We start from the raw sequence: 21,235 nt of genomic DNA on the forward strand, positions 1-21,235 counted from the left end.
GATTATTGCTAAGGAGAGCTAGATGAAAAAACTTATCGTCGCGCTGGCGCTCGCCGGCGCGCTCGCGCCGACGCTGTCGCAGGCGCAGGTGAAGATCGACATGATGAAGGTGACCTGCGGGGAAGTGCTCGCCATGTCGCCGGACGATCAGGCGGACTTCGCCGCCTTCATGAGCGGCTTCTTCTCACAGAGAGCCGGCCGCAGCTTCATCGACATGGCCCTGTTCCAGAAGAACGTCGCAAGCGTGATGGACTGGTGCAAGTCCAATAAGGACACGTCGGTGATGGTGGGCCTCGAGCGCGCCACTGAGAAGAAGTAAGCAGAGGACGGCAAGCCACATGATCCGCAACGTCATTCTCGCCGGCGTCGCCGGCGCTTTCATGATCGCCGCCCCCGCCTCCGCGCAGGTCACGATCGACATGTCCGAGATCACCTGCAAGGACTTCGCGGGCTACGATCCCGACACCAAGAACTTCATCGGCAATTGGATGCGCGGCTACTGGATGTCGACGAAGAACCTCACGGTGATCGACACGCGCTACGTGAAGCGCAACACCGAGAAGATCGAGCGCTACTGCAGCAAGCTGCCGAAATCGCCGCTCATGCAGGCCATTCAGAAGAACGCCCGTTAAAGGCGCGAAGCCCGGCCGCTGGCCGGGCTTTTTTATGCGCGGCAGCGGGGCGCGCCCCGGCGCCGCCGATAGCCGAAGCGCCGCCGTTTGCGAAGTCTTAAGACCGTTGACGGATTATTGACCTTATGGGGCGAATTGGATCGACCGTCGGTCAAGTTTTCTCCAGTGTGAAAAAAGGCTTTCGGCTGAAACCGCCGAAACCGAAGTAGCGTAAGGGTTCAGTAATGAAAAAAATCGGTCTTCTCACGGCGGCCTGCCTCGCCGCGCTCAGCGGCGCCGCCTTCGCGGCCGACCTGCCGTATCGCAAAGCGGCCCCCGCCTTCGTGCCCCCGCCGCCGCCGCCCCCGATGTGGACCGGCTTTTACGCGGGTCTCAACCTCGGCGGCGGCTGGAGCGCCAACAGCGTCAATCCCTCCGCCATGACGCCTTATGTGAGCACGGCGACAGGCGGCATTTACTACTTGCCGGGCAACAACAATGGCGGCAGCAACGCCGGCGGCGTCGTGGGCGGCGGTCAGCTCGGCTATAATTACCAGATCGGGCCAAGCTTCGTCGTGGGCGTCGAAACCGATTTCCAGGGCACGAGCATGCGCTCGGGCGGCAACAACAACTTCGCCGTCTATCCCGATCCGATCATCCCTGGCGCCTATCTCACGCCCTTGTGGCCCGCCGGCAATTCGGGCATCGCGTTGAACTGGTTTGGCACCGTCCGCGGTCGCGCCGGCTTCCTGATCACGCCGACGCTGCTCGCCTACGGCACGGGCGGCTTCGCTTATGGCGGCGTTTCGGCGGGCAACTTCAACAACACGCGCACCGGCTGGACCGCCGGCGGCGGCGTCGAATGGATGTTCCTGCCGAACTGGTCGGCGAAGGCGGAGTATCTTTACACCGACCTCAACAGCGGCGGCTCGACGGGTCCTTTCGGTTTTCAGGTCGGCTACCATCGTCATCCGCAGATCAATACGGTGCGCGCCGGCGTGAATTATCATTTCAACTGGGGCGCAGCAGCTCCGGCTGTCGCCAACTACTGAGCGAAGGGGCGCCCCCCTCCCTTCTTGCAGAGATGACGACAAAGGCCCGGCCCGTCAGGACCGGGCCTTTTCGCGTCAGCGCGCACGCAGCGCTTGAAACATGCTGCTCGCTTCCCGCGGTAGTTTGCAAGAATAGTCCGGTTTTGTTTTCTGCCGGCGGAAATGACGCGCATCAGCTTGCCTATGTGCGTCCGCGCTTCTAGTGGAGAGTTAGTCCTGCGATCAGAATGCGTCTGAAAGCTGAGCAGGAGTCGCTCGCGCAAATGTACTGGTCAAGTCGCTATCTTTTTGCGCTCCTCGCCGTCCTCGCCGCGGCGGCGCTCAGGTTCCGGCTTGACGGCGTCGTGCATAACCAGCCCTTTGTGACCTTCATCTTCGCGGTGCTGCTGGTCGCCGCCTTCGCCGGCTCGGGCCCGGCTGTCGTCGCAACGATTCTTTCGTCTGTCGCAGGCGTTTATTTCTTCATGGAGCCCGCGGGCGCCTTCAAGGCGTTATCGAGCGACAATCTCGTGCGGCTGATCGCCTTCTCGGCCATTGGGCTCAGCATCTCCGTTCTCACCGAAGCGCGAACTCGGGCGATCCGGGCGGCGGTCGATGCGCAAGTGCAGGCCGCCGAGGCGCGCAACCGTCAACTCGCTGAAGAGAAAATCCGAAAGCGCGAGGAATTCTTGCGCGGCGTGCTCGACTCGCTGCCGCATGAGATCGCGGTGATCGACGCCGGAGGCGCAATTCTTGCGATCAACAGCCGCTGGGAATGTTTCGCCCGCGGCAATGACGGCTCCGTGGAGATCGGCGCGAATTATCTCGACGTGAGCCGCGCCGCAGCCGAGAAAGGCGACTGTTTCGCGCGTGAGGCGCTGGACGGGATACAGCGCGTATCGAGCGGCGATATCGAGGAATTCTCGATGGAGTATCCGTGCCACGCGCCGGATCGGGAGCGATGGTTCCTGATGCATGCGGCGCGCGCGCATTGCGCGCCCGCGGCGGTCGTCATCAGCCACACGGACATCACCGAACGCGTGCGCGCCGAGAGAAGCCGCTCCGAGCTTATGGAAAAATTGCGCGAGTCCGACAGGCGCAAGGACGAGTTTCTGGCGACGCTCGCGCATGAGCTGCGCAATCCGTTATCGCCCATTCGAAACGCCGTGCATGTCCTCCAAAGGGATGCGGAGGAAGGGAAGTGGAAGGCGCGCGATGTCGCCGTTCTGGAGATTGCCGACCGCCAATCCCAGCATCTCAACCGCCTCGTCGACGACCTTCTGGAAGTGTCGCGCATCACCAGGGGCAAGATCGAGCTCAAGAAACAGCCCATCGACATCGCCGAGGCGCTGCGCAATGCGCTGGACATGGCGCGCCCGTCGATTGAACGCGGCAAACACACGCTCGACATCGTCATGCCGCCGGAACCGCTCATGGTCGACGGCGACCCGGTGCGACTGGCCCAGCTCTTCGCCAATCTTCTCAACAACGCGGCGAAATACACTGACCCGGGCGGGAGGATCACGCTGAGCGCCGAGGCGAAGGACGGCGCCGCGGTTATCGTCGTGCGCGACAATGGCGTCGGGATCCCAAAGGAGATGCTGCCGCATGTCTTCGATCTCTTCACGCAGGTCGACCGGACGCTCGGTCGCGCCCAGGGTGGCATCGGCGTCGGTCTTGCGCTCGTGCGTCGCATCGCGGAACTGCACGGCGGCGCCGTCGAAGCGCAAAGCGACGGCCTCGGCACGGGAAGCGCCTTCACGATCCGTCTGCCCCTGAGCGTCTGCGAGCCGTCGGACAAGACGGCGGAGACGAAGCGCGAAGCGTTCGACGAGACCAGTGCGCGCCGCGTTCTCGTAATCGACGACGAACGCGACGTCGCGGACAGTCTCGTGACGCTGCTCGAGACCTTCGGCGCCACGGTGCGCGCCGCCTATAGCGGCGCTGAGGGAACCACGGCGGCCGCCGAGTTCCGGCCCGATCTCATCTTCCTCGACCTCGGCATGCCGCAACTCGACGGCTATGAAACCGCGCGTCGCATCCGCGCCCTGCCCGAAGGACGGGCGGCGACACTCGTGGCGCTCACGGGATGGGGACCGGACCAGATTCGAGAGCGGGCGCGCGAGGCGGGTTTCGACGCCGAGCTCACCAAGCCCGCAACCCTGCCGGCCTTGCGGCGACTGCTGGCCGACGCCTCGCCGGCGCGCGTTACGCGGGCCGCGGCGCAGAACGACGTTTGAACCTGTTTCTTCGCTCGCTTCTCAGCGCGGCCGCATCATCGTCACAATCACAGCGTGTTTTGCGCCTTCGGGCGAAAGGGGCAAAGAACAAGGTCTGGAACTGGAATGAAAAAGCTCATCCTCTTGGCTGGCTGCGCGGCGGCGGCGATGACCACCGTCGAGGCCGACGCCAAGCCTTCTCCGGCTGTCGCGGTCAGCGTTGTGTTGTCGCGGCCGACGCCCGCGGCGCGCAAGGCGGAAATCGGCCGACAGGTCGCGCTTATGTGCAATCTCTCGCTGTCCGCAGACGAATTGAACCGGGCTTCGGCCTTCATCGAAGCAAACAGGGCCAGAGGCGTGCACTGGGTCGCCGACCAGATCAGCCGGAGCGAGTTGAGCTACGCCTGCGGCGATTAAAGGCGACAGCCGCGCGGCGCATCCGACGCGCTGCGGCCCGCGGCTCGCTCCTTCGCTGCGAGACGATCAAGCAGGAACGCAACCTCGAAGGGAAGCGGCGCGGCGAGCGTGTCCCTCAGCGCCTGCCGAACGGCTGCTCCGAGTTGGGCCTGCATGAGAGACTCGTCGCGGGCCCGATTCACTGGTTTATACTCCGAGTCTCTCACAAGCGGCGGCCTGCTCTTGGTGGGCGAGGCGGCGCCGCCCTTCATGCGTATGTCCGACATGAGTGAGATGTGACGCGTGAGGCGGGCTTTCGAGCGTCGCCGTGCGCGGATGCGGCGCCGAGCCCGGCGCCCTCTCCTTCTGTAAGGAGACCCGGCGAGCCTGGCCCGCAGCGGACAAAGTTCACAAGCTGCGAGGCTGCAACCGCCGGCCATGTCGCGCGGCTGACCAAGGAGATTGGCGCCGGGGTCGATCGCCCCCTCAGGAACGAAACGCGCGAGGCCGCGTTGGATGCGTTCTGGAGGCTTCTCACATGCGCGAGAAAATTGCGCCGACCTCGGATGCGTTGCGGATCCGCATCGATCGAGGCCTCGCCGGAGACAAGGTGGCGAACCCGGACCCTGCGGCCGCCCCCCTAGGGACGGACGCCGAAGCGGCGGGCGCGCCGCCATCGGAGCAAGAGCGGGACATGGCGGCGCGCGGCGTCTCGATGACCCCGACCCTCGGCCAAAGCGACACCGGCGACGAGGCGGTCGTTTCCTTGCCCAAGGCGTTGGCGGGCGCCGCGCTCTTCCTTCTGGCCGGGGCCGTCCTGGTCTCTCAGAGGCTGCCGTGACCACGAGCGCCCGCACGACTTTTTCGCCGACAGAGCCTCAAATCGAAAAGGTGCGTCGGCAGGCGCTCGACGCGCAATCAGAGCGCATTGAAATCGTGGGCGCCGAGGGCTCGGTTCGCGGACGCGTTCACGCGGCGGAAGGCGACTCGGCGATATTGTGGGCATTCGGCGCCGGCGGCGGGATAGGAGGGCCCGCGGGCGGCGTCTACGGGCGCCTGGCGCGCCGCTTCCAAGCGCCGGGCATCGCCTCTTTGGAGTTGGACTATCGGCGCCCGGGCGATTTGCGCGCCTGCGTCGCCGACGCGCTCCTCGGGCTCTCCTGGCTCGAATGCGCCGGCAAGCGCCGCGTGGCCCTCGTCGGCCACTCCTTCGGGGGCGCGGTCGTCATCAACGCCGGCGTGCTCAGCGCGTCGGCGATCGGGGTCGCCGCGCTCAGCAGCCAGACGGCTGGAACGGACGTCGTCGGCGCCTTGAGCCCGAAGCCGCTGCTGCTGATCCATGGCGGCGAGGATGAAATTCTTCCCGATACCTGTTCGCGCCGCATTTTCGCGCGCGCCCGGGAGCCCAAGAAGCTGATCATCTATCCCGAGTGCCGGCACGGTCTCGACCAGTGCCGGGAAGAGCTCGAGCAGGATCTGTCGCTCTGGCTGCAATCCGCGCTGATCGGCTGACGCGGTCACATCGGACATCCACTTCCCGTGGAACACGAGGCCTCGACCGCCTCCCCTTCATTCGGCTCCGTCGACGGGTTATCGTGCCAAAAAACGAGTCGGGGAGGGAATAATGTCCAACAATACGCCGGACCGGCGCAAGCCGGCGGAGGAGCGCAGCCAGTCGCCGCTCTGGTTCGCCATCGCCGGGCTGCTCATCAGCCTTGCAAGTTTCAGCATGCAGGACCTTCAGATCGGCGACGTCGTCTTCTGGGCGGGCGGCGTCTTCGCGGCGATCGCGCTCGTGTATTACTTTTTCCAACCCAGGCATGGGCTCCCCACCGGCAAGCGCTGAGCGCCGGCCTGCGCGTCCTTTGGGGTTTGCGATCGCGGGCCGAACGACTATGTTCGGCTCGACGATTATTCCAGCTATGGGCCTGATATGTTCTTACCGCTTTTCGCGATCACCCGCCGCCGCCTGATCGCCGTCGCCGCTGGCGGCGCGCTCGCTCTCGCCCTCACGCCCGCCATGGCCGAGAAGGCGGGCTCCGGCTCGGTGTCGACGACGGAGCTGATGGCGCCCAACGCCCTGCCCGACATTGTCGAAGGCGACGCCAATGCGCCCGTCACCATCGTCGAATACGCCTCGATGACCTGCAGCCATTGCGCCGCCTTCCATCGCGACGTCTATCCGACGCTGAAAAAGAACTACATCGACACCGGCAAGGTGAAATTCATCCTGCGCGAATTCCCCCTCGATCCGCTCGCGACCGCCGCCTTCATGCTGGCGCGCGAAATGGGCGAAAAGCGTGACGCAATGGTCGACCTTCTCTTCGCCCAGCAGAAGAATTGGGCCTTTGTCGACCAGCCGCTCGACGGGCTCGCCAATGTCCTCAAGCAGGCGGGCCTTGGTCAGGAGAAATTCGAGGCGGTGCTCAAGGATCAGGACCTCTATAAAAAGATCACCGACGTGCGCGCCCGCGCCGCGGAGAAATTCGGGGTGAACTCGACGCCGACCTTCTTCGTCAACGGCGAGAAATATACGGGCGAACTCAGCGTCGCCGATCTCGACAAGATCGTCGCCGCCAAGGCGCCGGCGAAGTAGCCTGCAGTCGATGAGGGAGATCAGAAGGCCGTGCGCCGCGCCAGCGCCGCGGCCAGCGTCCCCTCGTCGAGATAATCGAGTTCGCCGCCGACCGGAACGCCATGCGCCAGACGGGTCACCTTCACGCCGAAGGGGGCCAGCAGGTCGGCGACATAATGCGCCGTCGTCTGTCCGTCGACGGTGGCGTTGACGGCGAGGACGATCTCGGAAACCTCGCCGCCGCGCACGCGCTCGATCAGCGCCGCGATCGACAGATCCTCCGGCCCGACGCCGTCGAGCGGCGACAATACGCCGCCGAGCACGTGATAGCGCGCATTGAGCAGCCCGGCGCGCTCCAGCGCCCATAAATCCGCGACTGTCTCCACGACGACGAGGATAGAGCCGTCCCGCCTTGCGTCGCGGCAAATGGTGCAGGGATCGCTGGTGTCGAGATTGCCGCAAACCGAGCAGGCGACGATGCGCTCCTGCGCGACTCGCATGGCGTCGGCGAGCGGCGCGAGCAGCTCCTCGCGCTTGCGCATGAGATGCAGCACGGCCCGGCGCGCCGAACGCGGCCCGAGTCCGGGCAGCCGCGCCAGGAGCTGCACCAGACGTTCAATTTCAGGACCCGCGACGCGTTCGGCCATTTTTCAATTCGGGTGCGGCCGCCGCCTGCTCCCTCTCCCCGCAAGCGGAGAGAGGAAATCAATAGCCCTGCGGCGATTAGGAAATCAGAAGGGCAGCTTGAAGCCCGCCGGCAGCTGCAGCCCGCCGGTCATCGCCTTCATCTTCTCCGCCATGACCTCGTCGGCCTTGGTGCGGGCCTGCATATGGGCGGTGACGATAAGGTCCTCGAGAATTTCCTTCTCCTCGGGCTTCACCAGGCTCGGGTCGATCGAAATCGCCTTCAGCGCGCCTTTCGCGGTGAGCCTGACTTTCACGAGGCCGCCGCCGGCCTCGCCCTCGACCTCGGTGTTTTCGAGTTCGAGCTGCGCTTCGGCCATCTTGGCCTGGAATTGCTGCGCCTGTTTCATCAGGCCCATAAAGTCCATCATCGGTGCTTCTCCTCAATCCTCCTCGGGCGCCAGGTCGTCATAGGGCGCCTCGTCATAGCGCACTTCGGTCGCCTCCTCGGCGAGGCGGGGAGCCTGGCTGGCGGCGTCGTCGCGGCTGCGCACCGCCACGATCTGCGCCCCCGGGAAATGTGCGAGCACGCTCGCCACCACCGGGTCGGCCTCGAGCCCCGAGCGGACGCGCCGCTCTTCCGCCTCGCGCGTCTCCTTCAGCGTCGGCGCGCCGCCCGCGGCGACGACCGACACCATCCAGCGTTCATTGGTCCAAAGCTGCAATCTCTGCGTCAGCAGCGAGGCGAGATCGCGCGCGCCCCCTGGGGCAAGCTCGAACTCGATGCGCCCCTGCTCGAAACGCACCAGCCGCACCTCCGACTCGAGCGCGATTTTCAAGCGAATGTCGCGCTTCTCCTCGGCCAGGGCGACGAGGGCGTCGAAGCTCGCGATCGTGACCGCCGGCGCTGCCGAGGCCTGCGCCAGAACCGGCCTCGCGGCGCTTGCCGCCTGCGGCTGCGGCGCGGCGCGGGTGGCCACAGGCGCGCCGCGCGGCGGGCCCGCCCGGGCGGCGGCGGCCGGCGCCGCGCCTTGGGCGCCGAAGCCCAATTGCTTCAAGGCTTCGCCCGGCGTCGGCAGATCGGCGGCATAGGCAAGCCGCACCAGGACCATATCGGCGGCCTGCAGCGGACGCTGCGAGCCGCGCAATTCGTCGACGCCCTTCATCAAAATTTGCCAGGCACGCGTCAGGGCCGGGACCGACAGGCGCTCCGCGGCGTCGCGCCCGCGCCGCTGCTCCTCGGGCGTCAGCGCCGCGGATTGCGCGGTTTCGGGCGCGAGCTTGAGCCGCGTCGCAAGATGGGCGAACTCCGCCATTTCGAGCAACGCCTGCGCCGGATCGGCGCCGCCGTTGTACAAATCTTCCAGCAGCGCGATCGCCGTCGCCACGTCGCCCGCCATCGTGGCCTCGAAGAGATCGATGACGCGCGACTTGTCCGCGACGCCGAGCATCAGCCGCAGATCGTCGGCCGAGATCGCGCCGCTCGCGCTATGCGCCGCGCCATAGGCGATGGCCTGATCGAGGAGCGACAGCGCATCGCGCACCGAGCCTTCCGCGGCGCGCGCGATCATGGCGAGCGCGTCGGGATCGATCGCGACCTGTTCCCTCTCGCAGATTTTGCGCAAATGCGCCGCGAGCAGGCCGGCGTCGATGCGGCGCAGGTCGAAACGCTGGCAGCGCGAGCGCACCGTCACCGGCACCTTGTCGATTTCCGTCGTCGCGAAGATGAATTTCACATGCTCGGGCGGCTCCTCGAGCGTCTTCAGCAGGCCGTTGAAGGCGGCCTTGGAGAGCATGTGCACTTCGTCGATGATATAAACTTTGGTGCGCGCCATGACCGGCCGGTAGCGCGCATTATCGATAATCTCGCGCACGTCGTCGATGCCGGTATGGGAGGCGGCGTCCATTTCCAGGACGTCGACGTGGCGGGAATCGATGATCGCCTGGCAATGCGCCCCCAGCGCATCCATGTGGATCGTCGGCTGGTTGATCGCCGGGCGGCCATCCGTCGCCGGCAATTCGTAATTGAACGCGCGGGCGAGAATGCGGGCGGTCGTGGTCTTGCCGACGCCGCGCACGCCGGTCAGCAGATAGGCCTGATGGATGCGGCCGAGGTCGAAGGCGTTTTCGAGCGTGCGCACCATCGGCTCCTGGCCGATCAAGTCCGCAAAGGTCACGGGCCGGTATTTGCGCGCGAGAACCCGATAGGCGGCCGCAGGCGCCGCCTCGCCGAACAGCGACGGTCCGGCGTCCTCGACTGATGACCTCGGCTGGTCGTGCTCCTGGTCCATGCGTTACGCGCCGCCAGAAAGACAAAAGGCGCGGGCAGAAGCGGCGAGGCCCTGCGCTGCGCGCCTGTCGGAAAGTAGGAGGCTGGACGAAGACCCGCTCAAGCTCGTTAGGGCTGCTTCCTTCCGGACCTGACCCGGTTGGCGAGTGAAACGTCCAACGCCAACCTCCCGCGACCTATGTGGCAGAGGATGCGCCGCGATGCAAGGGGCAGCCCCGCGGCCCCGCCAAGCAATGGGAGCCGGACGGCCCGCTCTGGCCCGCTCCGATCTGAGTAAGCGCTGGCGCCGCCGGCTATTCGGCGCCCAAATGCCGCGATCGGCGATTCGCGGGAGGGCGGGCGTGCTCGAACACATTGGCATCATTCATCTCTGGATGGCGCAGTCGACGGAGGCCATGGCGTTGACGCTGACGGGCGCCTTCGGCGCGTTCGCGCTGTTTCTGGCCTGGCTCAGCTTCGCCTCGCCCGTCACCCCCTTCGTGCAAACCCTCAAAGGCGTCGTGCCGCCGTTCGTCGGCGTGCCGGCGACGCTGTTCGGGCTGCTGATGACCTTCTTGTCCCATGACGTCTGGGAGGTGAACGGCATGGCTTATCGCGCGCTCGCCCAGGAGCACGAGCAGCTCGTCACTCTCGGGGCGCTCAGCGATAACCACGGCGTCGACGCCGCCGCTCTGCCCCGCGCCATCCGCGACTATGTCGAGGCCGTCGTGGGCCTTGAATGGAAAGCCATGGAAAATGGCGAAGAATCACCCGAGGCCGAAAGCGCGCTGAACACGCTGACGCGCGTCGCGAGCAGCGCCAAAATCGAGCCGGCCTTTCAGCGCGTGCTGATCGAGACGGTCATGAAGCTGCGCTCGGCGCGCGAGCAGCGGCTCGCCGTCGCGGCGGCCTATCCGGACGACCGGAAATGGGCGGCGGTCATCATCATCGCCTTCATCACTCAGGTCAGCCTCGCCGTGGCGCATCTCGAGCGCGCGCGGCCGCAGCTTCTGGCGCAGGCGATTTTCGGGGCCGCCGCCGTCGTCGCCATTTCCCTCGTCGCCTCGGTCGTGGAACCCTATTCGCCGCCGAAAGCGGTCAGCTCCGACTCGCTCGAGCAACTGCTCGGAAAGCTCCCCAAGGAGTGACCTCTCGCCCTTTCGCGACCTTAACCGTCTGGAACAGGCCAATCGCCGTCAGCGTTACGCCCGAAGCGGCTGTAAGGGGCAATTCCCAGCAGGACTCGAGGCACCCCCATGGCGAAGCAAAGCGAATGGGACAAAGAGAATGTGTCCGCCAAAGGCGAGCGGTCGAATGGCGACGGCGGGCAAAAGACCGACGCCATCGAAATGCTCAAGTCCGACCACCGCCGGGTCGAGCAGCTTTTCGACAAATATGAGCAGGCGCGCCGGCGCGCCGAGAAAGCCAAGCTCGCGCAGCAGATCTGCCTCGAGCTGACGATTCACGCAGAGCTCGAGGAAGAGATTTTCTACCCCGCTTGCCGCGAGCACGTCGACGACCCGCTCCTCGACGAGGCGCAGGTGGAGCACGATACGGCGAAGATTCTCATCGCGGAAATCGCCATGGGAACCCCAACGGCCGATCCCATGTTCGACGCGAAGGTGTCGGTGCTCGGCGAATATGTTCGCCACCACGTCCAGGAAGAGGAAAAGAGCGCCGAAAGCATCTTCAACAAGGCGCAGGAAGGCGGCGTCGACACGGCCGCCCTCGGGCGGCGCATGGCGGCGCGGCGCGAGGAGCTGATGGATGAATTCTCCCAGGAGCTTCTGCTGCCGCAACCCAAGGCGCTGCATGTGACGCTCGCCCAGGACGAGGAAGTCTGGGCGGGCCCGCCGAGCGGCGGACGCGGCATGCGCGGCGCTCGAGGGGGCCGCGGCATGGAGGAGCGGTCGACCTGGGAGAGAGAGGGCGAAGAGGGCCGCGGCTGGGCTGAGCGCGAGGAAGGCGCCTATGACGAGCGCCGGTCTGCGCGCGGCGGCGGCCGGGAAGGCGAACGCGGCTGGCATGGAGAGCCCGAGCGGCACGCCCAGGCGGCGCGGCGCGGCCGGGAAGAGCGCGAAAGCGGCGGCGGCCGTTCGCGCGGCCGTGAAGAGGAGCGGGGCGGCGCCCGCGGCGAAGAAGACCGGGGCGCCATGGCGCGCGGGCAGGAGCGCGGGCAACAGCGCGGTGAGGAACGCGGCGCGGCGCGAGGCGGCGGCCAGGAGCGCGGGGCCGAGCACCGAGGCTGGCGCGGCGACCCCAGGGGCCATTCGGAAGCCTCCCGCCGGGGGTGGGAGCACCGGCGCTGACGGGCCCGTGAGATACGCCTAGAAAACCGAGCCGCGTCCTCCGGGACGCGGCTTTTTCGCGCCATGGCAAAAAATCCACGGGGGTATTCACCTTTCCGCCGGAAAGCGGGTGCGCAGGGGGCGGGCGCTTGCTAAAGAAAGCGCCAAAATCGGAAGGAAGATTGTGACCGCCGCAGAGAAAGCCCCGGAGAGACAAGGCGCCGACAGACTTGCGGCCGTCCTGGCGCATTTCGAGCGCGCCGGATTCACCCGCCATGAGCCGAAACTCCTGCAGCCGGCGGGCGTCTTTCTCGACCGCTCGGGCGAGGATTTTCGCGGCCATCTCTATCTGACCACCGACGCCTCCGGCGCCGAACTGTGCCTGCGGCCGGAATACACGATTCCGGTCTGCCTCGACTATCTCGCCGCGCCGCAGGCCGGGCGGGCCGCCGCCTTCGCCTATGGCGGATCGATCTTTCGCGCGCCCATGCACGGCGCGGCGGGAGAAGGCGAATTTCTTCAGGCGGGCATCGAGAGTTTCGGCCGCGAAGACCGGGAGGCGGCCGACGCGGAAATTCTCGGCGCCGCCCTCGACGCCGCCCGCGCCGCCGGCGCCGGCGACCTCGCCGTGCGCATCGGCGACGCCGGATTGGTCGGCGCCTTTCTCGATGGGCTCGATCTGCCGCCGGTGTGGCGCCGTCGCGTCGAGAAGGGCCATGCGCGCGGCCAGTCGCTGTCGCAGATTTTCACGCCGCCGCAGCGCAACGGCGCCGAAAAGGCCGGCGTACTCGCCGCCTTGACCAAGGCCGATCCGGCCGACGCGCGGCGGCTCGTCGAAGACCTTCTCTCCATCGCCGGCATTACGGCGGTCGGCGGCCGCAGCGCGGCGGAGATCGCCGAGCGCTTTCTCGACCAGGCGACGCTCGCGGAGGGGGCCGGAATCTCGCCGGAAAAACGCGCGCTGGCCGAAGCCTTTTTCGTCGTCGAGGGCGCGCCCGACATCGCCTCGGCGGCCTTGCGCCGCCTCGCCGAGGACGCGAAGCTCGATCTCGCCGCAGCGCTCGACCGCTTCGACACGCGCGCGAGCTTCATCGCCGCGCGCGGCCTCGATCTCGACGCCATGGTTTTCTCGGCGAGCTTCGCCCGGCAACTCGACTATTATTCGGGCTTCGTTTTCGAGGCGCGGCAGGCGGCGTCGAGCGAGCCCGTCATCGGCGGCGGCCGTTACGACCGGCTTCTCAAGACCTTGGGCGCGACGGCGGACATTCCGGCCGTGGGCGCCGCCGTCTGGATCGACCGGCTGGCGCGCGCCGCCGAAGCGCGGGGCGCGGCATGACGCAAAAACTCATCGTCGCGACGCCCTCCAAGGGCCGCCTTCAGGAAAACGCCAACGCCTTCTTCGCCCGCGCCGGTCTCGAGCTGACTCAGGGGCGCGGCGCCCGCGACTATCGCGGCGCCATCGCCGGGCTGGACGGCGTCGAAGTCGCTTTTCTCTCGGCCTCCGAAATCACGAGCCGCCTGGCGCGCGGCGAGGCGCATTTCGGGATCACCGGCGAAGATCTGGTGCGCGAAGAAATCGCCGACCCGGACAGCAAAATCGAGTTGCTCGCGCCGCTCGGCTTCGGCCACGCCAATGTCGTCGTCGCCGCGCCGCAGGCCTGGATCGACGTTCGGGCCATGGCCGATCTCGCCGACATCGCCGACGGCTTTCGCGCCCGGCACGGGCGCGGGCTGCGCGTCGCCACGAAATATGTGAACACGACCCGCCGCTTCTTTGCGCAGCACGGCGTCGGCGACTATCGCATCGTCGAGAGCTCCGGGGCCACCGAAGGGGCGCCCGCGGCGGGCTCCGCCGATCTCATCGTCGACATTACGACGACCGGCGCGACCCTCGCCGCCAATGCGCTGAAGGTGCTGGAAGACGGCGTGATTTTGCGCTCCCAGGCCAATCTCGTCGCCTCCCTGGCCGCGCCCTGGAGCGAGACGGCGCGCGAAGCCGCGCGGGTGATCCTCTCCCGCATCGCGGCGGAAGAGGCGGCCCGCACGACTCGCGAGGTGCGCGCCGCCCTGCCCCTCTCCGACGAGACGCTGCGCGCGGCGGAAGCAACCTTCGGCGCGCGCCTGCGCGAGCGCCAAGGCGAGACGGCGACCTTCGCCTGCCCGACGAAACACGCGCCGGCGCTGGCCGACTGGCTGATCGGCAAGGGCGCGCAGAGCGTCACGAGCGCACGGCTGGATTACGTCTTCAACGCCGGCAATGCGCTGTGGGGACGGCTCGCAGGGCGGATCAGTTAAAGCCCGCTTCGGGGAAACCTCGTCAACGCGTCTGCGTCAACAACAGGAACGCCGCGACGGGGTTTGTCGTCAGATAGCGCTTGGCGAGCCGCTTCGGCTCCAGCCCGAGCCGGAACGCCCATTCGAGCCCGCGCCGCTGCATCCATTTCGGCGCGCGCCGCTTCGTCCCTCCGATGAAGTCGAACAGCCCGCCCGACGTCTTGATGATCTTCACATTCTTCAGGCGGGGCGCATAGTCGCGCACGAAATGCTGCTCGAGCGGAACGCCCATTGCGAGCCAAAGCATGTCGGGCGCGAGCGCATTGATCTCGTCGACCTTCTCCGCGAGGCGCCGCCCTTCCAGAAAGCCGTGCGAACGGCCGAGGATTTTCAGATTGGGCGCCGCGCGCCGCGTCGCCTCGAAGGCCGCGCGGTTCGCCTCTTCGCTCCCGCCGAGAAGATAGAAGCTCGCGCCCGTCTGTTGCGCGAGCAGCGCGACGACCGGATAGAGGTCGGTTGTCGCGACCCGCTCCGGCAACGGATTTCGCGAAAAGAGATGCGAAGCCGAGACCAGCGGCTGGCCGTCGGCGGCAATCGAGTCGGCGTTGTCGATCAACCGGGCGAATTCTGTGTCGAAGACCCGGCGCGCCAGCACTTCGCCATTCACCGAGGTGAAGTAATAGGGCCCTTCCGGCCGCGCCGGGGCTTGCGCCAGATCGAGCATCAGCCGCGCCGTCTGCATCAGATCGAGCCGGGCGACGGCGGCGCCGCCCACGAGAGTCGTCTCAATATCGTCGAGGATCACGACGCGCTTCCCGAGTCTGCCGGAATATGGCGAAGCTACAGGAAGCGAGACGTAAACTCAGCAATAAAAATAGGGTATGGTTAGCGAGGTTTTCCCGGTGGGATGGGGTCCGACTCCAGAAGCGCGAACAGCAGATGGTCGCGCCATTGCCCGTTGATATTCAGATAGGCCCGCGCATAACCCTCCTGCCGAAAGCCGACCCGCTCCAGAAGACGCTTGGAGGGCTCGTTATTGGGGAGGCAGGCGGCCTCGATCCGGTGCAGGCCCTGGCGCTCGAAAACATAGGCGCAGGCCGCCCGCACCGCGCGGGTCATATAGCCCTTGCCGGCGTAGGGCTCGCCCATCCAATAGCCGAGCGTCGCCGCCTGCGAGACGCCACGGCGGACATGGCCGAAGGAGAGGCCGCCCATGAGCGCGTCGTCCTCCTCCCGAAAGACGAAGAAGGAATAGGCCTCGTCGCGTGCCATTTCCTCGGCGTGGCGGCGCACACGATATCTGAAACTGGCGCGGGTGAGGTCGTCCGCGGGCCAGATGGGCTCCCAGGGCGTGAGAAACGCCCGGCTTTTCTCGCGCAGCGTCGACCATTCGACATAGTCGCGCATCTCCGAGGGGCGCAGATACACCCCCTCGCCCCGGATCGGCATGTCGCGACGGCCAATGACGCCAAAGAGAGCCATGTCCAACCCGTAACGCTCAAATTTGCGCCGCGCGGGCGCGCTCGGCGATGAAGGCGGCGACGCGCGCCTCGTCGTTTTCGAGAACGGTGAAACGCTCCGGCGCCTCGAGGCGCGCTGCAAGCGGCTCGGGCAATCGCGGCCGGTGGCCGATGGCCCGCTCGATCGCCTCCGGGAATTTCGCGGGATGCGCCGTCGAGAGCGCGACGACCGGCGTCGCGGGGTCCTTTTCGAGCCGTGTGCGCGCCGCGCGCACGCCCGTCGCCGTATGCGGATCGAGCACATAGCCGGCTTCGCGCCATGTCCGAGCGATTTCCGCCGTGGTCTGCGCCTCCCCGACCGACAGCGCCTCGAATTCGGCTCGAATGGCCTCGAGCGGCGCTGGCGGGATCTCGAAGGCGCCCGACTGCTCGAGCGAGGCGAAGGCCGCGCGCACCGCCGCATGGTCGCGGCCCGTCGCGTCGAACAGGAGGCGCTCGAAATTGGAGGAAACCTGAATGTCCATCGAGGGCGACTGCGTCGGCGTCACGCCGCGCGGTTCGTATCGCCCTGTCGCCAGCGCGCGGGCGAGAATGTCGTTGGCGTTGGTGGCGACGATCAGCCGGTCGACCGGCAGGCCCATGCGCTTGGCGATATAGCCGGCGAGCACGTCGCCGAAATTGCCGGTGGGCACGGCGTAGGAGATGCGTCGATGCGGCGCGCCGAGCGCCACGCCGCTGGTGAAATAATAGACCATCTGTGCGACGACGCGCGCCCAATTGATCGAATTGACGCCGGCGAGCGCGACCCGTTCGCGGAACGGCTTGTTTCGAAACAGCCGCTTGAGAATGTTCTGCGCGTCGTCGAAGGTCCCTTGCAGCGCAATCGTGTGGACGTTGTCGTCGGCGACGGTCGTCATCTGCCGCCGCTGAACCTCCGAGACGCGCCCATGCGGATAGAGGATGAAGACGTCGACGCGCGGCAGGCCGCGAAACGCCTCGATCGCGGCGGCGCCCGTGTCGCCGGAGGTCGCGCCGACGATGGTGGCGCGCAGATTCCGCTTTTCCAGGAGGTCGTTCATCATGCGGCCGAGAAGCTGCATCGCCAGATCCTTGAAGGCGAGCGTCGGCCCGTGGAAAAGCTCCAGGACGAACAGGTTGTCGGCGATCTGCGTCAGCGGCGCGATGGCGCGGTGGCGGAAGCTCGCATAGGCCGCCTCGGCCTGGCCCGGCAGCCCCGCCTCCGACGCCGCCTCGCTCACGAAAGGCGCGATGAGCCGCGCCGCCGCCTCGGCGTAGGGAACGCCGGCAAGCGCCGCGATCTCGCCCGGCGCGACATGCGGATAGGCGAGCGGCGCGTAAAGACCGCCGTCCGTCGCCAAGCCGGCGAGCAAAACATCCTCGAAGGCAAGCTGCGCGGCTTCTCCGCGCGTCGAAAGATAACGCAACTGTCTCGATCCATTCGGGCAGGCGACGCGAGGACGCGCGTCGGCGCCTTTCATAGCATATTCGCGCGCCTCGCAAGCATTGGCGTGTGCGCGATCTAGCCGTCGCGGGCCAGACGGGCGCGGGCAAAAATCATAAAGATCACCACGAGCGCCACGGCCAGCGAGAACCAGGTGAGCGCATAGGACAAATGGTTGTTGGCGAATTCCGGGGTCGCCGGCACGAGGCGCGGCAAGCCGCTCGGCCCCGCACTCGAGGGGCGTTCGAGCGCCAGCGTGAAGGGCGCGGCGTCCGAGAGGCCCAGCCGGGCGGCGATGGCGTCGGGATCGCGCGTGAACCAGGTGAAGCGGTCCGGCGTATCCGAAGGCGTAAAAAAGTTGCGGCGCTGGGGGGCGTGCAGAAGGCCGGTGAGCGTGACGTCGCCCGCCGGCGGCGCGCGCCCTGCGGCGTCATTCGCCCGTGACGCCGGAATAAAACCGCGCTCGACGAGAATCTCGCCGCCCGAGGCGAGGGCGAAGGGCGTCACGACCATATAGCCCGGCTCGAGGCCGAAGCCCTCCGGCGGCTTCATGAAGACGAGCGCGTCTCGCCCCGGAAGGTAACTGCCTTCGGCCGCCACATGAGCGAATTCATAGTCGGCGGGCGCAAGCGACGCCCATTCGCTGCGCGGCGGGACGGGCTTCGGCGCGAGATGGACGCGCGCCTCGACGCGGGCGATGAGCGCCTCTTTCTCCCCGAGGCGGCGCAATTGCCAGACGCCGAGGCCGAGGAGCAGCGTGAAGACGAGCGCGGTCGCGACCGCCGGTCCCCACAGCGCCCGCGCGCCGCTCCTCATGATTCGCGCCGGCCCTCTTCCGCCTTGTTGAAATATTGCAGGGCGATCAACAGACCCTTCGTTGGGCGCAGCAGGCCGACGCAGACGATCACCGAGAGCGGCAGGAAGATCAGCGCATGGATCCAGTACGACGGCTGATAAACAACCTCGATGTACCAGGCGAGGCCGACAATGATGAAGCCGGCGATGGTCATCACGAAGATCGCCGGCCCGTCGCCGGTGTCGGCGAAGGAGAAGTCGAGCCCGCAGACCTCGCATTGCGGCGCGACCTGCAGAAGCCCCTTGATCATATGTCCCTTGCTGCAGCGGGGGCACTTGCCGAGCAACCCGTCAATGTAGATTTGCGCGGGCGGATAAACCTGCTCTTCAGCCATTCTAAGCTCGCTTGCTAAAGAAAACGGCCACGGCGGCGCCGTGACCGTCTCAATCCGGTCGTGAGGTTGCTCGCGGAGCCTTACTCCATCGCGCCGCCCCAGTTCCCCCAAACATATATGCAGAAGAACAGGAACAGCCAGACCACGTCGACGAAGTGCCAGTACCAGGCGGCGAACTCGAAGCCGAGATGCTGATCCGGCTTGAAGTGGCCCTTGAAGGCGCGGGCGAGGCACACGATCAGGAACAGCGTCCCGACGATCACATGGAAACCGTGGAAACCCGTGGCCATGAAGAAGGTCGAGCCGTAATTCGTCGCCGCCGGATGCGCCGGATCGAAGGAGAAGGCGAAAGGCGCATGGGCATATTCATAGCCCTGGATGGCCGTGAACAGCAGGCCCAGCGCGATCGTAGCGATCAGGCCTTTCTTGAGCTGGTCGCGGTCGTTGTGGAGCAGGCCGTGATGCGCCCAGGTCAGCGTCGCGCCGGAGGTTAGAAGGATAACGGTGTTGAGCAGCGGCAACTTCCACGGGCTCAGCACTTCGACGCCCTTCGGCGGCCAAACGCCCTGGAACAGTTCGGTGCGGGTCACCTGCCAGACGTCGTCGGGAAAAATGCTCGAGTTGAAGAAGGCCCAGAACCAGGCGACGAAGAACATCACCTCGGACAGGATGAACAGAATCATGCCGTAGCGATGATGCAGCTGGACGACGGGCGTATGATCGCCCTTGTCCTGCGCCTCGCGGACGACGTCGCTCCACCAGCCGTACATGACCGCGAGGATCGCGGCAAAGCCCGCGAAAAACAGCGTTCCGCCCCAGGTCTGACCGTAGATCGGCGCGCCCTTGTGCTGCGCCATCCACATGATGGCGCCGATGGCGGTGGCGAGCGCGGCGAAGGCGCCGGCGATCGGCCACGGACTCGGATCAACGAGGTGATAATCGTGTTGAGGTTTCGCGTGTCCGTCGGCCATTTTTAGTTTTCCTCGTCATGCGCCGGTCGCCCGGCGTGTTCTTAGGTTATACGCTTCCCGCCGTGCGTCGCCGGCGGTCAGGACTTTGGCTTCTGCCCGGCCGCGTCGCTGGTCTTCGCCGGCGATTTGGTCGGATAGAAGGAATAGGACAGGGTGATTTCCTGCACCCGGCGCATCGTTTCGTCCGATTCGAGAGCGGGATCGAGATAGAAAACGACCGGCCATTCGGCCGTCTGATGCGGGCCCAGACGCTGCTCGTCGAAGCAGAAACACTGCACCTTCACGAAAAAGGCGCCCGCCTGATCGGGGCTGACGTTGTAGGCGGCCTGGCCGCTCGTCTCCTTGTCGGAGAGATTGGCGACCTTGTAATAGACCGTCGTCGTCTCGCCCGTGCGCAGGGAAACTTTCGCGACCTCCGGCTCGAAGCGCCAGGGCAGATCGCGCGAGACATTGGCGTCGAAGCGGACCGTCAAATGGCGTTCGCCCTGTGTGGCGGCGACGGTTTTTCCCACTTGTGGCGTGCCGCCGAAACCGGTCGCGGCGCAAAAGGCGCGGTAGAGCGGCACGGAGGCGAAGGAAAGCCCGAGCATGCCCAGAGAGCCAATCACCAGCGCCGCGGCGACGGCGCGCGGAGAGCGACGCGTCTTTTCTGGGGCCGACCCGGTCATCTCAAATTGCCCGACTGGCGACGGCGCCGCCGAGCCGGACCACCGTGATCGCGTAAAACAGAATGGCGAGCAGCGCCACGGCCACGCCGATGGCGATGTTGCGGGCGCGCCGGCTGCGCGCCTGCTCGGGGGTCAGCACGACGCCGTCCTCGGCCCGGCCGCCTCTCGTCTCATTGTGCTGGCTGCTCATGTGTTTTCCCTTTTGTCCCGCTTAGACGTATCCGGCGAGATGCGCGGCGCGCTCGGCGACGATAATGAGGAACAGCAGGAACAGATAGGAAATGGAGAACAGGAACAGCCGCAATGACGCGCGGCGCGCTGCGTCGCCCTCACGTTTGCGATAGACCCGCACCGCGAGCCAGACGAGATAGAGGCCCGAAACGATCGCGACGACCCCATAGACGCCTGTCGCAAAGCCCATCGGCCAGGGAAGGACGCCGAGCGGCGCGAGCAGCAGCGAGTAGATCAGGATCTCGAGCCGCGTGCGGTCGGCGCCATGGACATTGGGCATCATCGGAACGCCGGCGCGGCCGTAGTCCTCATGCTTGAGGATGGCCAGCGCCCAAAAATGCGGCGGCGTCCAGACGAAGATGATGGCGAACAAGACCACGCTCGCGAGCGAGACGTCACCCATCGCGGCGGCGTAGCCGACGATCGGCGGCAGCGCCCCGGCGGCGCCGCCGATGACGATGTTTTGCGGCGTCGAACGCTTCAGCCACATCGTATAGATCACGACGTAGAAGAAAATGGTGAAGGCGAGCAGCGCGGCCGCCAGCCAGTTGGTGGCGAAGCCCAGCGTGAAGACCGAGAACAGCGCCAGCACGAGGCCAAAGGCGAGCGCCGATTCGGGCTCCATGCGGCCGGCGGGAATCGGGCGCAGCCGCGTGCGGGTCATCACCGCATCGATGTCGGCGTCGAACCACATGTTGAGCGCGCCCGACGCGCCCGCGCCCACAGCGATGGCGAGAAGCGCGGTGAAGACGATGAACGGATGCGGCGGCATCGGCGCGAGCAGAAGCCCCGCGAGCGCCGTCAGCACGACAAGCGACATGACGCGCGGCTTCAAGAGCCGGAAATAATCGGACGGCGCGGCAACCGGAATGCGCGGGCTCTGGCCGTCGTCGAGATAGGATGCGTCGCTCATCGCCGTCGCTCTTGACACTGACAGGAACGAGTAGGCCGCGGTTATCGCGGCAG

25 protein-coding genes and 1 other RNA gene are annotated in these 21,235 nt (G+C 66.5%); 13 read left to right on the forward strand and 13 right to left on the reverse strand.

Translation table 11 applies throughout. The features are described from left to right. Positions 1–22 precede the first annotated feature (22 nt). The 9 genes from ACETII_RS05190 to ACETII_RS05230 all read left to right on the forward strand — a co-directional run bounded on the left by ACETII_RS05190 (position 23) and on the right by ACETII_RS05230 (position 6,853). Positions 23–319 (forward strand): HdeA/HdeB family chaperone, encoded by a 297-nt coding sequence (locus ACETII_RS05190; RefSeq protein WP_363349839.1) that lies wholly within the window; start codon positions 23–25, stop codon positions 317–319. A gap of 19 nt (positions 320–338) precedes the next feature. Continuing rightward, positions 339–632, forward strand: coding sequence for an HdeA/HdeB family chaperone (locus ACETII_RS05195; RefSeq protein WP_363349840.1), 294 nt, complete (start codon positions 339–341; stop codon positions 630–632). Positions 633–856: 224 nt separating this feature from the next. Then, positions 857–1,663, forward strand: coding sequence for an outer membrane protein (locus ACETII_RS05200; RefSeq protein WP_363349841.1), 807 nt, complete (start codon positions 857–859; stop codon positions 1,661–1,663). A 263-nt stretch (positions 1,664–1,926) separates the two neighbouring features. After that, positions 1,927–3,882, forward strand: a complete 1,956-nt coding sequence (locus ACETII_RS05205; RefSeq protein WP_472787370.1) for an ATP-binding protein — start codon at positions 1,927–1,929, stop codon at positions 3,880–3,882. 105 nt (positions 3,883–3,987) lie between these two features. Further along, entirely contained in the window at positions 3,988–4,278 is a 291-nt protein-coding gene (locus tag ACETII_RS05210; RefSeq protein WP_363349843.1) for a hypothetical protein, read from the forward strand. 517 nt (positions 4,279–4,795) lie between these two features. After that, positions 4,796–5,098 carry a hypothetical protein gene (locus tag ACETII_RS05215; RefSeq protein WP_363349844.1) on the forward strand — a complete coding sequence of 101 codons (303 nt, stop codon included), beginning with the start codon at positions 4,796–4,798 and terminating at the stop codon, positions 5,096–5,098. Further along, on the forward strand, positions 5,095–5,769 hold the full coding sequence (locus ACETII_RS05220) for an alpha/beta hydrolase (RefSeq protein WP_363349845.1): 675 nt from the start codon (positions 5,095–5,097) through the stop codon (positions 5,767–5,769). Before ACETII_RS05215 ends, ACETII_RS05220 begins: the two co-directional genes overlap by 4 nt. A 112-nt stretch (positions 5,770–5,881) precedes the next feature. After that, entirely contained in the window at positions 5,882–6,103 is a 222-nt protein-coding gene (locus ACETII_RS05225; RefSeq protein WP_363349846.1) for a hypothetical protein, read from the forward strand. 87 nt (positions 6,104–6,190) lie between these two features. Further along, positions 6,191–6,853 (forward strand): DsbA family protein, encoded by a 663-nt coding sequence (locus tag ACETII_RS05230; RefSeq protein ID WP_363349847.1) that lies wholly within the window; start codon positions 6,191–6,193, stop codon positions 6,851–6,853. A gap of 20 nt (positions 6,854–6,873) precedes the next feature. On the opposite strand, the gene recR is transcribed toward ACETII_RS05230, so the two are convergent. From recR to ffs, 4 genes are all read right to left on the reverse strand, one after another. Further along, positions 6,874–7,479 (reverse strand): recombination mediator RecR, encoded by a 606-nt coding sequence (gene recR, locus ACETII_RS05235; RefSeq protein WP_363349848.1) that lies wholly within the window; start codon positions 7,477–7,479, stop codon positions 6,874–6,876. An 84-nt stretch (positions 7,480–7,563) separates the two neighbouring features. Then, positions 7,564–7,887, reverse strand: a complete 324-nt coding sequence (locus tag ACETII_RS05240; RefSeq protein ID WP_363349849.1) for a YbaB/EbfC family nucleoid-associated protein — start codon at positions 7,885–7,887, stop codon at positions 7,564–7,566. Positions 7,888–7,899: 12 nt separating this feature from the next. After that, on the reverse strand, positions 7,900–9,747 hold the full coding sequence (locus tag ACETII_RS05245; RefSeq protein ID WP_472787371.1) for a DNA polymerase III subunit gamma/tau: 1,848 nt from the start codon (positions 9,745–9,747) through the stop codon (positions 7,900–7,902). Positions 9,748–9,820: 73 nt separating this feature from the next. Continuing rightward, positions 9,821–9,917, reverse strand: an RNA gene (ffs, locus tag ACETII_RS05250) — signal recognition particle sRNA small type. A 170-nt stretch (positions 9,918–10,087) separates the two neighbouring features. On the opposite strand from ffs, the gene ACETII_RS05255 reads away from it, so the two are divergent. The 4 genes from ACETII_RS05255 (at position 10,088) to hisG (ending at position 14,308) form a co-directional block, all read left to right on the forward strand. Continuing rightward, complete coding sequence (locus tag ACETII_RS05255; RefSeq protein ID WP_472787372.1) at positions 10,088–10,873, forward strand: bestrophin-like domain; 786 nt, start codon at positions 10,088–10,090, stop codon at positions 10,871–10,873. Between the two features lie 108 nt (positions 10,874–10,981). Next, positions 10,982–12,034, forward strand: a complete 1,053-nt coding sequence (locus ACETII_RS05260; RefSeq protein ID WP_472787373.1) for a hemerythrin domain-containing protein — start codon at positions 10,982–10,984, stop codon at positions 12,032–12,034. Between the two features lie 163 nt (positions 12,035–12,197). Then, complete coding sequence (locus ACETII_RS05265; RefSeq protein WP_363349853.1) at positions 12,198–13,349, forward strand: ATP phosphoribosyltransferase regulatory subunit; 1,152 nt, start codon at positions 12,198–12,200, stop codon at positions 13,347–13,349. Further along, on the forward strand, positions 13,346–14,308 hold the full coding sequence (gene hisG / locus ACETII_RS05270; protein WP_472787374.1) for an ATP phosphoribosyltransferase: 963 nt from the start codon (positions 13,346–13,348) through the stop codon (positions 14,306–14,308). The genes ACETII_RS05265 and hisG overlap by 4 nt, the downstream gene beginning before the upstream one ends. A gap of 22 nt (positions 14,309–14,330) precedes the next feature. Here hisG and ACETII_RS05275 read toward each other — a convergent pair whose 3' ends face one another. The 9 genes from ACETII_RS05275 to ACETII_RS05315 all read right to left on the reverse strand — a co-directional run bounded on the left by ACETII_RS05275 (position 14,331) and on the right by ACETII_RS05315 (position 21,182). Next, a complete protein-coding gene (locus ACETII_RS05275; protein WP_472787375.1) occupies positions 14,331–15,092 on the reverse strand; it encodes a WecB/TagA/CpsF family glycosyltransferase in 762 nt (253 codons plus the stop codon). Between the two features lie 80 nt (positions 15,093–15,172). Continuing rightward, entirely contained in the window at positions 15,173–15,769 is a 597-nt protein-coding gene (locus tag ACETII_RS05280) for a GNAT family N-acetyltransferase (RefSeq protein WP_363349857.1), read from the reverse strand. A gap of 16 nt (positions 15,770–15,785) precedes the next feature. Next, complete coding sequence (gene thrC, locus ACETII_RS05285) at positions 15,786–17,192, reverse strand: threonine synthase (RefSeq protein ID WP_363349858.1); 1,407 nt, start codon at positions 17,190–17,192, stop codon at positions 15,786–15,788. 95 nt (positions 17,193–17,287) lie between these two features. After that, the gene (locus ACETII_RS05290) at positions 17,288–18,025 is read right to left on the reverse strand and encodes an SURF1 family protein (RefSeq protein ID WP_472787376.1); all 738 of its coding nucleotides are present in this window, start codon (positions 18,023–18,025) and stop codon (positions 17,288–17,290) included. Beyond that, positions 18,022–18,399 carry a DUF983 domain-containing protein gene (locus tag ACETII_RS05295; protein WP_363349860.1) on the reverse strand — a complete coding sequence of 126 codons (378 nt, stop codon included), beginning with the start codon at positions 18,397–18,399 and terminating at the stop codon, positions 18,022–18,024. The genes ACETII_RS05290 and ACETII_RS05295 overlap by 4 nt, the downstream gene beginning before the upstream one ends. Before the next feature lie 80 nt (positions 18,400–18,479). After that, positions 18,480–19,370: a cytochrome c oxidase subunit 3 gene (locus ACETII_RS05300; RefSeq protein WP_363349861.1), complete on the reverse strand. Its 891-nt coding sequence runs from the start codon at positions 19,368–19,370 to the stop codon at positions 18,480–18,482. Positions 19,371–19,447: 77 nt separating this feature from the next. Next, entirely contained in the window at positions 19,448–20,038 is a 591-nt protein-coding gene (locus ACETII_RS05305; RefSeq protein ID WP_472787377.1) for a cytochrome c oxidase assembly protein, read from the reverse strand. 1 nt (position 20,039) lies between these two features. Continuing rightward, a complete protein-coding gene (locus ACETII_RS05310) occupies positions 20,040–20,228 on the reverse strand; it encodes a hypothetical protein (protein WP_472787378.1) in 189 nt (62 codons plus the stop codon). Between the two features lie 21 nt (positions 20,229–20,249). Then, entirely contained in the window at positions 20,250–21,182 is a 933-nt protein-coding gene (locus tag ACETII_RS05315; protein WP_472787379.1) for a heme o synthase, read from the reverse strand. Between the last annotated feature and the right edge of the window lie 53 nt (positions 21,183–21,235).

The organism is Methylocystis sp. NC52PC (assembly GCF_055698645.1).

Excerpts from the sequence above, each read along its gene's own strand:
- ACETII_RS05190 (WP_363349839.1), top strand. The coding sequence starts at position 23 with ATGAAAAAACTTATCGTCGCGCTGGCGCTCGCCGGCGCGCTCGCGCCG.
- ACETII_RS05195 (WP_363349840.1), top strand. The coding sequence starts at position 339 with ATGATCCGCAACGTCATTCTCGCCGGCGTCGCCGGCGCTTTCATGATC.
- ACETII_RS05200 (WP_363349841.1), top strand. The coding sequence starts at position 857 with ATGAAAAAAATCGGTCTTCTCACGGCGGCCTGCCTCGCCGCGCTCAGC.
- ACETII_RS05205 (WP_472787370.1), top strand. The coding sequence starts at position 1,927 with ATGTACTGGTCAAGTCGCTATCTTTTTGCGCTCCTCGCCGTCCTCGCC.
- ACETII_RS05210 (WP_363349843.1), top strand. The coding sequence starts at position 3,988 with ATGAAAAAGCTCATCCTCTTGGCTGGCTGCGCGGCGGCGGCGATGACC.
- ACETII_RS05215 (WP_363349844.1), top strand. The coding sequence starts at position 4,796 with ATGCGCGAGAAAATTGCGCCGACCTCGGATGCGTTGCGGATCCGCATC.
- ACETII_RS05225 (WP_363349846.1), top strand. The coding sequence starts at position 5,882 with ATGTCCAACAATACGCCGGACCGGCGCAAGCCGGCGGAGGAGCGCAGC.
- ACETII_RS05230 (WP_363349847.1), top strand. The coding sequence starts at position 6,191 with ATGTTCTTACCGCTTTTCGCGATCACCCGCCGCCGCCTGATCGCCGTC.
- recR (WP_363349848.1), bottom strand. The coding sequence starts at position 7,479 with ATGGCCGAACGCGTCGCGGGTCCTGAAATTGAACGTCTGGTGCAGCTC.
- ACETII_RS05240 (WP_363349849.1), bottom strand. The coding sequence starts at position 7,887 with ATGATGGACTTTATGGGCCTGATGAAACAGGCGCAGCAATTCCAGGCC.
- ACETII_RS05245 (WP_472787371.1), bottom strand. The coding sequence starts at position 9,747 with ATGGACCAGGAGCACGACCAGCCGAGGTCATCAGTCGAGGACGCCGGA.
- ACETII_RS05260 (WP_472787373.1), top strand. The coding sequence starts at position 10,982 with ATGGCGAAGCAAAGCGAATGGGACAAAGAGAATGTGTCCGCCAAAGGC.
- hisG (WP_472787374.1), top strand. The coding sequence starts at position 13,346 with ATGACGCAAAAACTCATCGTCGCGACGCCCTCCAAGGGCCGCCTTCAG.
- ACETII_RS05280 (WP_363349857.1), bottom strand. The coding sequence starts at position 15,769 with ATGGCTCTCTTTGGCGTCATTGGCCGTCGCGACATGCCGATCCGGGGC.
- ACETII_RS05290 (WP_472787376.1), bottom strand. The coding sequence starts at position 18,025 with ATGAGGAGCGGCGCGCGGGCGCTGTGGGGACCGGCGGTCGCGACCGCG.
- ACETII_RS05295 (WP_363349860.1), bottom strand. The coding sequence starts at position 18,399 with ATGGCTGAAGAGCAGGTTTATCCGCCCGCGCAAATCTACATTGACGGG.
- ACETII_RS05300 (WP_363349861.1), bottom strand. The coding sequence starts at position 19,370 with ATGGCCGACGGACACGCGAAACCTCAACACGATTATCACCTCGTTGAT.
- ACETII_RS05305 (WP_472787377.1), bottom strand. The coding sequence starts at position 20,038 with ATGACCGGGTCGGCCCCAGAAAAGACGCGTCGCTCTCCGCGCGCCGTC.
- ACETII_RS05310 (WP_472787378.1), bottom strand. The coding sequence starts at position 20,228 with ATGAGCAGCCAGCACAATGAGACGAGAGGCGGCCGGGCCGAGGACGGC.
- ACETII_RS05315 (WP_472787379.1), bottom strand. The coding sequence starts at position 21,182 with ATGAGCGACGCATCCTATCTCGACGACGGCCAGAGCCCGCGCATTCCG.